Source organism: Paenibacillus sp. FSL R10-2788, assembly GCF_038003885.1.
Taxonomy (GTDB): domain Bacteria; phylum Bacillota; class Bacilli; order Paenibacillales; family Paenibacillaceae; genus Paenibacillus_AQ; species Paenibacillus_AQ odorifer.
In genome coordinates, this window is record NZ_JBBOQA010000001.1 from 3239065 (window position 1) to 3253097 (window position 14033).

13 protein-coding genes and 1 pseudogene are annotated in these 14033 nt (G+C 39.1%); 9 read left to right on the top strand and 5 right to left on the bottom strand.

Annotated features, from left to right (window positions below; translation table 11 throughout):
- Positions 1 to 82: 82 nt before the first annotated feature.
- The gene (locus tag NSQ50_RS14440; protein WP_076215429.1) at positions 83 to 1477 is read left to right on the top strand and encodes a protoporphyrinogen oxidase; all 1395 of its coding nucleotides are present in this window, start codon (positions 83 to 85) and stop codon (positions 1475 to 1477) included.
- Between the two features lie 188 nt (positions 1478 to 1665).
- Complete coding sequence (locus tag NSQ50_RS14445) at positions 1666 to 1932, top strand: CD3324 family protein (protein ID WP_038570858.1); 267 nt, start codon at positions 1666 to 1668, stop codon at positions 1930 to 1932.
- A gap of 70 nt (positions 1933 to 2002) precedes the next feature.
- Here NSQ50_RS14445 and NSQ50_RS14450 read toward each other — a convergent pair whose 3' ends face one another.
- Together NSQ50_RS14450 and NSQ50_RS14455 are read right to left on the bottom strand one after the other, a co-directional pair.
- A complete protein-coding gene (locus NSQ50_RS14450) occupies positions 2003 to 2794 on the bottom strand; it encodes a hypothetical protein (protein ID WP_076215425.1) in 792 nt (263 codons plus the stop codon).
- Between the two features lie 250 nt (positions 2795 to 3044).
- Complete coding sequence (locus NSQ50_RS14455) at positions 3045 to 3848, bottom strand: DUF2935 domain-containing protein (RefSeq protein ID WP_036678028.1); 804 nt, start codon at positions 3846 to 3848, stop codon at positions 3045 to 3047.
- Between the two features lie 404 nt (positions 3849 to 4252).
- Here NSQ50_RS14455 and NSQ50_RS14460 point away from each other — a divergent pair, with 404 nt between their 5' ends.
- Entirely contained in the window at positions 4253 to 4804 is a 552-nt protein-coding gene (locus NSQ50_RS14460) for a GNAT family N-acetyltransferase (RefSeq protein ID WP_076215421.1), read from the top strand.
- 20 nt (positions 4805 to 4824) lie between these two features.
- Entirely contained in the window at positions 4825 to 5664 is an 840-nt protein-coding gene (locus NSQ50_RS14465; RefSeq protein ID WP_076215416.1) for a GNAT family N-acetyltransferase, read from the top strand.
- Between the two features lie 47 nt (positions 5665 to 5711).
- Here the strand turns inward: NSQ50_RS14465 and NSQ50_RS14470 are convergent.
- Positions 5712 to 6351, bottom strand: a pseudogene (locus tag NSQ50_RS14470) (cell wall hydrolase).
- A 175-nt stretch (positions 6352 to 6526) separates the two neighbouring features.
- Here NSQ50_RS14470 and NSQ50_RS14475 point away from each other — a divergent pair.
- Positions 6527 to 7078: a YdhK family protein gene (locus tag NSQ50_RS14475; RefSeq protein WP_076099292.1), complete on the top strand. Its 552-nt coding sequence runs from the start codon at positions 6527 to 6529 to the stop codon at positions 7076 to 7078.
- A 91-nt stretch (positions 7079 to 7169) separates the two neighbouring features.
- On the opposite strand, the gene NSQ50_RS14480 is transcribed toward NSQ50_RS14475, so the two are convergent.
- Together NSQ50_RS14480 and NSQ50_RS14485 are read right to left on the bottom strand one after the other, a co-directional pair.
- Complete coding sequence (locus tag NSQ50_RS14480) at positions 7170 to 8804, bottom strand: MDR family MFS transporter (protein ID WP_076099291.1); 1635 nt, start codon at positions 8802 to 8804, stop codon at positions 7170 to 7172.
- Between the two features lie 29 nt (positions 8805 to 8833).
- Positions 8834 to 9262, bottom strand: coding sequence for a MarR family winged helix-turn-helix transcriptional regulator (locus NSQ50_RS14485; RefSeq protein WP_036678010.1), 429 nt, complete (start codon positions 9260 to 9262; stop codon positions 8834 to 8836).
- Positions 9263 to 9519: 257 nt separating this feature from the next.
- Between NSQ50_RS14485 and NSQ50_RS14490 the strand changes: the two genes are divergently transcribed.
- From NSQ50_RS14490 to NSQ50_RS14505, 4 genes are all read left to right on the top strand, one after another.
- Positions 9520 to 10581 (top strand): AAA family ATPase, encoded by a 1062-nt coding sequence (locus tag NSQ50_RS14490; protein ID WP_076141657.1) that lies wholly within the window; start codon positions 9520 to 9522, stop codon positions 10579 to 10581.
- A gap of 2 nt (positions 10582 to 10583) precedes the next feature.
- Complete coding sequence (locus NSQ50_RS14495) at positions 10584 to 12383, top strand: vWA domain-containing protein (protein ID WP_076141656.1); 1800 nt, start codon at positions 10584 to 10586, stop codon at positions 12381 to 12383.
- A gap of 36 nt (positions 12384 to 12419) precedes the next feature.
- The gene (locus tag NSQ50_RS14500) at positions 12420 to 12881 is read left to right on the top strand and encodes an NUDIX hydrolase (protein WP_076099361.1); all 462 of its coding nucleotides are present in this window, start codon (positions 12420 to 12422) and stop codon (positions 12879 to 12881) included.
- A gap of 72 nt (positions 12882 to 12953) precedes the next feature.
- Complete coding sequence (locus NSQ50_RS14505; RefSeq protein WP_076141655.1) at positions 12954 to 14024, top strand: stalk domain-containing protein; 1071 nt, start codon at positions 12954 to 12956, stop codon at positions 14022 to 14024.
- The last annotated feature ends 9 nt before the right edge of the window (positions 14025 to 14033 follow it).

Sequence of the window (14033 nt, forward strand, 5' to 3'; positions counted from 1 at the left end):
TGTAAATTCTTATAAATTCCTATGATATAATGTACACAATTGAATTGATACAGATTATAACCACGAGGTAGGTGTCAACGAATTGAGAACAGTTGTCGTGATAGGCGGGGGAATTACTGGATTGTCTACCGCTTACTATTTACAGAAATCTATTGAGCATAACAAGCTAGATGTAAAAATTATTTTGGTTGAAGCCAGCGATAGACTGGGCGGCAAAATCAGAACACTAAAACAAGAAGACTTCATTATGGAGTCTGGGGCAGATTCTATGGTCACCCGCAAAACGAATGTTGCACCTCTGATTGAAGAATTGGGTATACAACATGAGGTCGTATATAACGCGACAGGAATATCCTTTATTTATACGGAAGGTAAGCTGAAGCAAATTCCTAAAGATGCAGTCTTTGGCATTCCACTCAGTATGGAGTCGCTTGCTACAACAGAACTGATCTCAGCTGAAGGAAAGGTTGAAGCACTCAAAGATTTCTACACACCCAATAATAAGTTTACGAAAAACGATTCCATGGGTGATTTTCTAGAAGCTTTTTTAGGAAAGGAACTTGTCGAGAAGCAAATTTCACCTGTTCTTTCAGGTGTATATTCCGGGAAGTTGAGTGAACTTACAATTGCCTCGACACTGCCTTATTTGATTGATTATAAGAATGAATACGGCAGTATTATTCAGGGTTTATCCGCTAATAAAGCCAAATTTCAAGGAAATGGCGATAAGAAGTTCATGTCATTCAAGGGAGGTGTATCTGCCTTGATCGATTCTATGGAAGAACATCTTTCTAATTCGGAGATCATCAAAGGGATTCGTGCCGAGAGAATTGAGAAACGTGGAGAGCAGTACCGGGTAACTTTGGCAGATGGACGAATCATAGACTCCGATGTTGTCGTACTTGGAACGATGCATTCTACTGCACAAGCGCTACTTCAAGACGAAGAACTAAATGAAGATTTCAATCAGTTATATAATAGTTCAATGATTAGTGTATATTTAGGATTTAATATCCCTGATAGTCAGTTGCCTGCGAATGGCACAGGGTTCATCACTGCCAACAGCGATGATGTTCTATGTAATGCGTGTACGTGGACAAGTCGCAAGTGGGAGCATACGTCAGGACAACAGCGTTTGCTTGTCAGACTCTTTTATAAGAGCTCAAACCCTCATTATGATTCGTTGATCAAGCTATCTGAAGAGGAACTATTGAAGGTGGCTTTGAAAGATATACAGACCAGTCTCGGGATAACAGGACAGCCAGCTACCTATGATGTGACCAAATGGCATGATGTAATGCCAAATTACCATAAACTTCATCATCAAATTGTAGTATCCTTAGAGAAGAAGATGACAGATAGGTATCCTAATGTTATCCTTGCCGGATGCTCTTATTATGGAGTTGGTATTCCGGATTGTATTGCGAATGGAGAAAAGACAGCTGAGCGTATTTTGGAACAAGTAACTATACAATAAAAAGGAGGGTGTACAATCGTGAGAAGATTAGCGATCAGCTCTATGCAAAGTCTAGACTTATAAACAACGGCGGTTGTTTGTATAGAGCGAAAAATTGAGTTTACCGCTAGTGCAGTGTGCATGGGTTGTTTACAGAATAGACTTTGCTACCTTCAAACTCATTAAAAAGTTTAAGGAGCAGAGCGATTATGAAATATGTAAATGCAGATACGATTTTCCCAAAAGAATTATTAGAGGAAATTCAGAAATATATCAACGGTGGTATGGTTTATATCCCTAAGCCTGAAGAATCACATGTAAAATGGGGCGAAAAATCAGGGAGCAGAAAATACTTAAGATCTAGAAATATCGAAATCTGTCTAAGATTTGCTGTTGGTGCAACGGTTGACCAGCTTTCAGATGAATATTGCCTTTCTAGAGATAGTATCAAGAAAATTGTTTATTCAAAAAAATAGCTTATCATCCAAAAAAACCACGTTAGAGGAAACTCTGACGTGGTTTTTGGAATTTGATTATAATTTAATCTTAAATACCATATTTTTTCCGATATTTATTGATCCCATCTACAAACTGTCCTTCATACTTCACGCCTTCATCCATCTTTTTATTTGCGGCATTAATAGCTGTACTAGAAACCTTTGTTTTGTATAGTGCTTCTTTCATCATTGTCATTGCTTCTAATTGCAACTTAATCGCTTTTAAATAGATTTCATGTAACGCCTGCAATTCTGTATTGGGTGCTTTGATCTTTTTCGCCTCTATTACCAACTTAGTGTAATTGGGAATGATCACATTATTAAACGCTGTATAGCGTTGTTTTCTATTGTTACCTGTATCTATTCTGTTCTTTACATATGTCTCAGAGGCAATTTCGTCAAATTTAAAAATCGCTGCTATTTGATTAGAATAGGTTGTGAAATCTATTACTTCTTGTGGCGTTTTCATCTTTTCTTCATAATCTGCCTCAGATAGAACGGTAATAGGGAATCTTTCTTCAGACCAACCAGGAATGTTGAAGACTACTTCTGCAGAACCTTCTTGAACTCCTGTAATAATATAATCTGAGTAACCATCCAATTCAATGGTAAGTATAGATTCATCAGAAACTTCAGGTGTCAATTTTGCATATGTAAGACTGGTCATTTCAGCTAGTAAGCGAACTTTTATTTTTGTGGTTCCACCCACGGGAATAACATCACTAGACAAAGTAATACTCGCTTCGTTGAGCAATTTCTTATCAGCAGCAAACACAGTGGATGGCATTAATAGAGCAATAACCATAGTGTATAGTATCAAATATCGACCAAACCTTTTCATTTTCAATCATCCTTATCTATTGATTTTGTATTTACTGGTAGCAATCCCGTATTCCATAAACTTACTATTCCTCCCTGAGTTTTACTATAAAGTGTTTTTTCTCAAATACCAACTACTTTTTGTGCTTTAAATCTCTATACATCGATTGGGAATGGATTACTGAATTAATGAAGTCAAATATAAAGATAGATAGGGCGACAACCTGTATTTTTTGATACAAGTTGTCGCCCTATCCATTAAATATGTAATGCTATACGATTTGTTTATTCATATTCAAAGAGGCTTCAAATGCATCAATTATATACAGGAATCGTTCTGCTTCTCGGAATACATGATCCGCAAGTAATGGATGGATGATGCTCTTTATTCGACATTCCTCAATAAGATCTCGTGCCGTTTTCTTAAAGTCACGGAGAGATTTAACTGAGACTTTATTCTCGTCAAGTTGCTGACTGAGCAGGGGTTTGGTTTGGGATTGAGGACGCATGGAGCTAAGATCAATAGCTTGATACAGCAAAACATCAAAGTCATGGCTGAAATTTCTTGCTTGTTCAACAAGTTGACGTTCAGAAGGGTCCAATAAATGACCAATGAATTTAGCATGGTCTGCCATTATACGTAGGAAGAATACATTTTCATTAATAATTGCGTCTGGTAAAGGATCTAACCTACCCTGATTCAGTTCTTCCAGTCGATTTCGAAAATAGTTGGCTTCCCTACTGACATGATCCACTAATAAGGGGAAGTTCGTTCCGCCTGGAAGCTTACATTGTAGAATTAGACCTAGTATTTTTCTTTTGAACGCCCAGATATGTGAAGCTGCACTATGAACTTCCTCATTAAACTTCCGTATTACTGCTGGATCAGAATCCACAGTAAATCCGAGTGATCTATTCTCTATGGCTTCGAATGTGGCATAGAAATGGTTTGCTTCATTAATTAGTTGCGTGTCTTCACAACGAAACCCTAATTTAAGAAAAAAAGAGTGTTCTTTCATGATTCGTGACCAGAATCGTATTTCATCTAGAGATCTCGAAACAAAAGGATCCGGTATATCTGAGCACACCTCCCATTTTTATACAATTATAATATGCTAGAGGTTTGTACTATATCCGCAAAAGTTAAGGCGAGTCGAGTATATAGAAGTACAGGTACGCTTAACTTAATTATCAAATATAAATGGTGACATTATATAAAAATTAATTCTAATCGAATATGGCATATAACTAGAGCGAGGTCGTAATTATACTGAGAAAAGAAGTAATTATTGAGAAGAAATTGTGGGGGATGATGGAGATTAAGTTTGTTCCTGAACCGTTGAAGATAAAAAGTTATTCTGCCATAATATTTTAACGGAAAGTACTTACAGAGTATACAAAAGATAATTATACAGAATGTTATTTGAGTGATCTCCATTAATATATTCAAAAATTCGATAGAAGGTAGGAAGGTAACGATATGAATATCACAATCACCTTAACTGATAGTGCCTCGAAGTTTATTATTAACAACCTCTACCCACTATACTTACACGATCTATCAGAAATATGGGGGACGATTCCTAATCGATACGGGGTATTCGAGGAGGACGAGACACAGACACTGAAGGAACAGAATAAAGTCTTCGACATTTGGTGGGAGAAAGCTGGCGTTTTGTATCCTTATTTAATAAAAGAAAATGATATTCCAGTAGGATTTGCATTAGTTGCTACACCGCCTTACACACCGTCTGCTTGTGAATTCTATTTGAATGAATTTTTTATTCTACGGCCCTTCCGTGGTAAGGGAATTGCTGAATATGCAGCTAAGGAAGTCTTTAAGCTTCATTTGGGTAACTGGGAGTTGCAAACAAATCCCACGGGCACAAATGGGAGAGCACAGCATTTTTGGAGGAAAACTTTAAAAGAATACACTGGTGATAGTTATTTAGAGGAATGCGGGAAGTCATATGATGATGAATTAAAGATGATTTTTACATTTAGTAACCAATCAAAATTATCGAATCGATAAAAGGGGATTATTTCGAAGTTATGTTTAAGAATTCATTCCTAAAAGCGAAAGCTTATAAGTACAGTTCTTTGCAATATTTGGATGTTGAAGAGCTGGAACTACAGGCGCCTGAGGATATTCTTATTGATGAACCCGGTGTGTTTATATTATGTAAATCGGTTGATGAGGGTCATAATATTCATTGGGCTGCCGAGTCTACAGAATTATTTAGGACTGCACTAATAGATCTGACCAGTAAGTTTATTCAATTACCTGTGGGTGGAACTCATAGAATGTATATCGAATTTATACATCCAGATCTCATGCCAGTTATGGAGTCTTTGGGGTTCAAGGTAGTTAGTCAATTTATTGATTTCTGGAATGAGGATATCTCAAAGAAGATCACCGATCAAGCAGAATCACCATTCATAAGAAACATTGAGCCTAAAGACTATTTACAGGTTAGTATGATCACCAAAGCATGTATAAATCTTTCAAGAGGTTTCTATGGTGAAGAGTTGGATTTCATACAAACATGGAATGAATCGGATCATTCTTGTATTCTTGTAGCAGAATTGAATAAAAGCATTGTTGGAGTATGTTTATTGAACATCTACGGATTTGAAAATGAAAAGGGACCTGTGTTATGGCTTAGAGAATTAGCTGTAGATCCGAAATATCATAACCAAGGTATCGGACATAAGTTAGCTGTTGAAGGTATACGCTGGGGGAATAACAACGGCGCTAAGCGGAGTTTTCTAGCAGCAGATAAAGAAAATCGAAATGCGATCAGAATCTATAATAAAATGGGGTATAACCATAAGGACGAAGTAGGGCAGATTAATATGGCTTTAGTGCTTGGAATTGAAGAGCCGATCTAACTATCATAGTTAGATCGGCTTTTGTTGCTCTAAGCTATTTGATGCGTTTAACTTGCAAATATGTGCTTACCAATTTTTAAGTTTTGCGGACGTGACCAGATCCATGCACTTGTTGCTGTATCCGGATTGAAATAATAGATTGAATGGTTTGTGGGGTCCCAACCTCGAACAGCATCAAGAGCAGCTAAATAAGCTGTCTGATTTGGTGTAAGCCAATACTGGCCGTCAGATACGGCTGTGAAAGCTCCTTTTTGGAATACAACTTCTTTAATATTGTCAGGAAATTGACGATTGTATACGATTCATGACTACTGCACCCACTGCAACTTGTCCTACATAAGGCTCACCGCGAGACTCACTGTAGATAACTTTAGCCAAAATATCCATTTCATTAATATTAAGCGTGTGTTTTTTTAAAATATTCCAAGTTTTTGTCCCCGAAATTCCATCAGCGCTTATTCCATAGGCCTTTTGAAATCTAGCAACTGCTGCTTTCGTTTGTGATCCGTATACCCCATCTAAGGGCTCAGTGTAGAAATCAAGGGTTTTTAATCTATATTGTAGATCCCATACATCTCCTGAAGAACTTCCTATGGTTAATACCGGAGCTGCATTAGCAGAACCAATCATAGTAGCCATGCTCACCAGACCCCAAAGAAGCAACAAAGTGAATATTTTAGTCTTCATTATAGTAGCCTCCTTTCAGAAAACATTATAAATATAGTTTAATCATTGAGACAACACTCATTTAATGGAAAATAAATTACTGTTTTACAAACTGTGAATCCTTAGTTCCGTTTGTGATTTTCTGAAATGGGTAAAATAATACTTATAGGCAGATAAAATTTCGGAGGTCTTTTATATGAAAAAGCAATTATTTCTACTAGTCGTCGCAGCTGCTTTCAGCTTAAGTGCTTGTAGTAATGACAATAGCTATGGCAATCAAATGTCTTCTAACGATACACAAATGGAACATAACTCACATTCAAGTTCAGGTGAAGTTCCAAAAGATCTGCGGGTAGCGGAGAACCCTACTTACAAAGTAGGAAGTGAAGCTGTGATCCAAACTGACCATATGGAAGGGATGAAGGGAGCCATTGCGACAATTGTGGGAGCTTATGAGACGACAGCATATAATGTTTCCTATAGACCTACTACAGGAGGTCAGCCGGTCACAAATCATAAGTGGATTATTCATGAAGAAATAAAAGAAGCAGATGATATATCCTATCAACCAGGCTCAGAGGTTATTATGGAATCTGATCATATGAAGGATATGAAGGGTGCAACGGCTCAGATTAACTCCGCAGAAAAAACCATTGTCTACATGATTAATTACAAACCTACTACAGGTGGAGATGAAGTGAAAAATCATAAGTGGGTAACAGAAGATGAGCTTTCACCTGTAAAATAATAGATCAACACAAAAACTGCAACTTACTCAGTTACGCATGAGTACGTTGCAGTTTTTGTTGTTTTATAGTCAGCTTCAAAGTAATTTGCGGTTAGGCTTTATCCACTGCAAGTTTTGAAGATTTCATGTTTGACGGGTCCTGTTCAGCTTCTTCAGGAACTGGCATTTGGTTAGAAGTACGAAGTGGAAGCTCCTTCAGGAAGAAGACAAGCACGAAAGCTACAACAAGCACAATGGTCCCGGTTAAGAACACGGATGACAATGTCTGTCCTAAAGCGTCACGGATACCCTCAATCATTTGTAAGAAGATAGGCTGTACATCGGTTGGCAGACTAGCTTGAGTCTGTTCAAGCAATGGTTTGTTCATTAATGCCTGTGGATTAGCGAAGGAGAGCATTTGCTCAGCAAGTTTTGGATCTATCTGTGTGAAATCCGGTGCTGATGACGATTGCAGAGCTTCCTTCAAGTTTTTGGTAAGACTATTTGACATAACGGTACCCATGACTGCGATACCGATCGTACCGCCTAAATTACGGAATAATTGTGAGGAGGCCGTTACTACACCCAGTTCTGTGTGTGAAACCGCATTTTGAGTAGCTAGTGAGAATACTGGCATTCCCAATCCTAACCCAAGACCAAACACAATCATACTTAGGACAGCCATCGGTACATTATTCATAAATACCATAATTGTCATACCAGCAATCATAATGGGTATTCCAATTAATGCGTAACGTTTATACTTCCCTTTTTTCGCCATCTTTTGTCCGGTAAGGGCACTGGCTACAACCATAACGATCGACATTGGCATAGTAACATACCCTGCATATGTCGCGGAGATCCCCAGAACACCTTGTACGAAGAAGGAAAGATAGATCATAGCTCCCATCATACCGAAGTTCATAATAAAACCAATAATATTAGATATGGTAACTACGCTATTCTTAAATAGATGAAGCGGAAGAATTGGATTTTTAGCTTTGGATTCGACCAAAATAAAGAGAAGTGCCGAAACGACCGTTCCCGCCAACAGGCCGAGAATTTGCGAAGAACCCCAATCATATTCTGTACCTGCCCAGGTGAAGGCAAGCAGTAGAGGCACGATGGTAGTTGTCATTAGCAAGGAACCTAAATAGTCGATGCTGGTTGACTCCCCGCGTTTGCCTTTAGGAAATAAGGTAAGAATCATCACGAAGGCTACTACACCAAGCGGTAGGAAGATCCAGAACAGCCAATGCCAATCCATATTGTCAATCAAAAAGCCACCAAGCGTTGGTCCAAGCACACTGGAGAAGCCGAATACTGCCATCATCAACCCCATCCATTTACCACGTTCACGCGGAGGAAATAAGTCACCTACGGCAGTAAATGCGGTGGATTGAATAATACCTGCACCTACCCCTTGAATCCCACGGTAAATGATAAATTGATAAACATCGGAAGATGTACCTGTCAGAAAAGCCCCAACCATAAATAAGAGAATACCTGCTAATAGAAAGGGTTTACGTCCGAACATATCAGATAACTTACCGACAAGAACGGTTGCTATTGTTGATGTTAATAAATAAATGTTAATAGTCCAAGTATAGTAATCCATGCCATCAAGAATTGCGATTATACGCGGCATAGCAGTACTTGTAATTGTCTGATTAATCGCTGCGAACAGCATTGCAGCCATAATAGCTATCATAATACTAAGTTTTCGTTTGCTGGATAAATGTTCCATTCGATTGTTTCCCCGCCACTTTTAAAATTTTATCTCTTGTCTAAATCAGAAATTATTACTGCGAAAATTCTTCTTAAATGCTCAATATCTTCATCGGGCAGTATCTTAAAGTAAGATTCCATAAGTTCTTGATGGCGTTCCTGCACCTCTTTAATCGTTGCTTCTCCTTTCTGCGTAATGGTGATGTGTACAACCCTTCGATCATCTTTGGCGCGTTCCTTATTTACGTAATCTTCAGCGATTAATTGGTCTGTTACGCCTGTAATTGCTGCTGAGGTAATACCCAGAGCTGCAGCAATCTGTGATACGTTTTGTGGACCGTTCTTAGATAAAGTCCTGAGGGTTTTGAACTGTGTAATATTTAAGGGGTAGTCTTGTTTGTTCCAATCTTGGGAGATTCCTTTTAAAAAGGATTTGAACATAGTAGAAATCTGAAGAAAATCTTCATTATTAGCCAAATCACGCCTCCTAAAGTTATGAAATAGGGCGGAATAAGTAATTCCATTAAATTTTAGATAACAACTAAATGATTAACTACTTAATTATTAAAGCGTGAAACAATATATCATCCTTTTTTATATCTCGTCAAGAAAAGGTTTGTTTTTTTCGAATGAAATAGAGTGTTGTTGTTGAAGTTCGTTCCTGAGCTAATGAATTATTTGTTATACTGTGTACAGTTATCTTTATTATTATTTCATTAAAAAGGAGCATTTATTTGAATCTAGCAACTCCTGTAACACCTATTCAACTTATGCAAGTACTTCTAAACGTTTCTGTGATTCGCCCTGTTTTTATCTGGGGGGCGCCTGGTATTGGGAAATCTTCGCTAGTAGAAGCTTTTGCTGATCAGGTGGGCCTTCCTTGTGTGTCACTATTAGGTTCTCAATTAGCACCTGAAGACATCATTGGAGTCCCGCAAATCGTTAACGGTAAGAGCCAATTCTGTCCTCCAAAAATGATTGCTCGGGATGAACCATATTGTTTGTTCCTGGACGAGCTTAATGCCTGTTCTCAAGAGGTGCAAAAAGCTTTTTATAGTCTCATCCACGAACGCCGCATCGGCGATTATCACCTACCTGAGGGCTCTATAGTAATAGGAGCTGGTAACCGTGCACAAGATAGTGCAATTGTTAAACCTATGTCCTCCGCGCTTATCAATCGGATGTTCCATATACAGTTAAATGTATCGTTTCAGAATTGGATCTCTTGGGCATATGAGCATAGCATTCATCCCATGGTTATTGAATATCTGGAATTGCGTCCCGATCATTTGTGGAGTGCACCTCCAAAGACTGAAGAGCCTTTCTCCACGCCACGCTCTTGGCATATGCTTAGTGATGCACTACATGAGTTTGGCGATGATATAAATGTGGATACCGTGGGGATTTTAGCGAATGGTTCACTGACACCTTCTCACGCCACACAATTCAGGGCTTTTTATAAAAATCTAACTGGAAAATATGAACTTAATCAAATTATAGATGGTAAATCCACATTTCCAACGGCTCCAGAAGATCGGGATCTCCTGTATTTCCTGGCGCAATCCTTGCGTGCCCAGATTATCAAAGAACTCCCTCCGATTAAAGATAACGTACGAGATGGACATCGCCAATTTGCACACACTGTTAAAAAGCTGATTAAAGACTTGTCCGTCATTAGCTTCGAAATTGCACAGCTAGTAGTTGCTAAGCAGGAGCAAAGTGATAATATTCCAGATTGGTTAATGGTTGAAATTGTACGTGATTTACCACGTCTTGCAATAAAAGAGCGGGGGTAAATATGGCTAAAAAAACAACTCCAGATAATCCCGCTTTGAAAAATTTTAATGAAGCATGTTCGTTAATCGCGGATCATCCTATTTTTGCGCCGTTATCTGTTCGAGCTTCGATTATCCATAATGAAAATAGTCCCTATCCTGAAGACGGCTGGGCAATTGTCACTAATAACGGTTATATTTACACTCATCCTAAACGGCGTGGCGAGGTTGCTGAATGGATGTACGTTTTGGCACATTGTTTTCTTCATTTAGGTCTTGGACATTTAAAGATTAAAGAGAATCAAGTGGCGTGGAACGTTGCATGTGATGTGTACATAGCAAAGTTTTTAAATGACTTGAAGTTTGGGGAAATACCCGCAGATATGGAGTCGCGAATTGATCTTACAATTAAAGATGAACAACAGCTTTACGAGCAATTTATGATAAAAGGAATTCCGGACAACTCCAGATATTTTGGGACTGCGGGTGTTTCAAAGCCGGACATGAATGTTCGAGAAACCACCAAAAGATACTGGGGAAAAGCGCCGGATTGGGAAGCCTATTTTGCTTATGGGTTATCTAATGCTGTGACGAATGCAGTAAGTGTTGCTGGAGGACATGCTAATACTATTAGTGACCCTGCACTTTCATTAACAGCTCCACAACGGGCAAAACGATGGTTTATGGACAGATATCCTTTATTAGGAGCGCTTGCCGCCGGCTTTGAGATTATAGAAGATCCAGCGATATGTCGGCGATTAGATATTTCCATAGCTGCCATTGACGTTATTGATCGCAAAATATTCATGAACCCTGCAGCTGGACTAAACGATGAGGAGTGTATTTTCGTGATGGCGCATGAGCTTCTGCATGCGGGGCTTCAGCATCACGAGCGATGTCTTGGCCGGGATCATTATCTTTGGAATGTGGCTTGTGACTACGTTATAAATTTATGGCTAGTGGAAATGAGTGTAGGGGAGTATCCGCGAATTGGACTCTTATTAGATCCTGAGCTTAAAGGTTTATCTGCTGAAACGATTTATGATCGTATGGTCGGAGATATCCGCACTTATAAGAAACTGGCAACCTTGAGAGGGAATGGACTCGGTGACATTTTAGATAACGGTTCATCAAGTTTTTGGGATGCGAGAGAAGGACAGACGTTAGATGATTTCTGTAAAAATGCTATGCAACAGGGACTTATGTATCATGAAGAGCAAAGTCGCGGTCTTTTGCCATCAGGCCTAGTTGAAGAGATTAGAGCGCTGGGCCAGCCACCTATTAAATGGGATGTAGAGCTTGCTCGGTGGTTTGATTATTATTTTTCACCGCTTGAGAAGACCAGATCTTATTCACGAATTAGCAGACGTCAATCTTCTACGCCTGATATCCCTCGACCACAGTGGGTTCATAGCGGTGCTGCAGATGATGGCCGTACTTTTGGCGTTATTTTAGATACCTCAGGCTCAATGGATAAAAAACTTCTGGCCAAAGCATTAGGGGCCATTTCAAGTTATGCGCAGGCTCGTGATGTTCCTTTTGCACGGATTATCTTTTGTGATGCTTGTCCTTATGATGCAGGTTACATGCCCCCCGAGGCTATCGCGGATCGGGTACAAGTGAAGGGAAGAGGGGGAACGATCTTACAACCAGCTATTGATTTGATTCAACAAGCTGAGGATTTCCCGAAAAAAGGACCGCTTCTAATTATTACAGATGGTTATTGTGACAAGCTGATCCTTAAAAGAGACCATGCTTATATTTTGCCCAAGGGTAATGACTTGCCTTTCTCACCCAAAGGACCTGTATTCAGAATTAATTAGGGCTTAGAATAAATTTAGAGCGAGGTAACAATGGATATGAATCCCCCCAAACATATTCTTTCAGCAGCTACAGTTGTATTCAATGATCAAGAAGAAATCTTATTAATAAAAGGTCCACGTAGAGGCTGGGAGATGCCAGGCGGACAGGTTGAAGAGGAGGAGTCCCTTATAGAAGCAGCAATCAGGGAAGCCAAAGAAGAATCGGGCATTGATATAGAGATTAATAAGTTCTGCGGAGTTTTTCAAAATGTTAATCGATCTATTTGTACTAACCTATTTCTAGGGAAAGCCATCGGCGGCGAACCTGCTACTAGTTCCGAGAGCTTAGAAGTTGGTTTTTTCTCGATAGAACAAGCATTGGAAATGGTCACATGGAAAAACCTCAGACTGCGGCTAGAGTATTGTCTAAATGATGAGGTACAGCCTTTTTACGTAGAGTTACGGGGTACAGAAGTTGAAGAAATTATATTTAAATTAGAAAACCAGCAAACTTTTTAGAGGTCCTCCTGCGTCCTAGCTAATGAGTGTCATCGGAAGGCACTTATAAATAGAGATGGAGGATGACGAGATATGAACAAAAGAACAAAAAATCTATTTAAAATGAGTGCAGTTGGATGTGTAGCCATTATGGGAGTGAGTGCAGCTTCTTTACCGGTTCATGCTATGGTTCCCACACAAGTAACAGCTAATGTTTCTGCGGCTTTACCGTCCAAGGCACCAGCTCTTGCTGGCATTAAAGTGCAAGAAAAAGTACTTAACACAACAAGTAAATACCTGATTGCAGATTTAAAAGTACCACAGCTAACAGGAATGCTGGATACTCATTATCAAGATGAACTGAACGATATTATCCTCTCTCATGCTGAAAAGGATCTGGCACAGTGGGAGAAAGACGCCGCAGAAATGGGCAAAAAAGCACAGGCTGATCAAATGGAATTTCATCCTTATACTCTTTACATTACTTATGATCTGAAATCAGATGGAACAGGTTCTCCAGCAGGTGTTATCTCCTTGACTGTTACTACTGAAGGCTCTGAAGGTGGAACAAGCATGCCGCGGATCGATACTTATAATGTGAAAAATATAGCTGAGGCAGAACCTGTTACACTAACGGATCTACTGGGCGCTAACTACAAAGAGAAGCTCGATGCAGACATTCTGGCAGAAATTAAAAAGGATTCAGATAAGTATTTCTTAGAAGAGTACACAGGAACTTCAACTGAGCAGTCGTTCTATATCGATAAAGGTAACTTAGTAATCGTATTCCCTAAATACAGCATTGCACCAGGTTATGTAGGTTCACCAGAGTTTCGGTTCAGCTTAAATCATAGTTCAACGGATACAACTAAGCTAGATTTGAAAAAAGTAGCTACTTTCACGAATAAGAAAGGCGTGCGCATGGTATCGCTTCGTGATGTGGCCAGTCAACTAAACTATGAATTGAAATGGAATCAGTCTACCAAAACCGCTGAATTGATGAAAGGTGCACAGTGGACAAGTGTTACGCTTAACAAAGATTCTTACTTCTTCGCAAAAACGACTCCTAAAGCTTTAGGTGCTGCCCCTGTTCTGCAAGATAACAAAACCTATGTACCTGTTCAATTCGTATCAGAAATTCTACAGGTTGAAGTTCAGAAATAACCTTTTAGA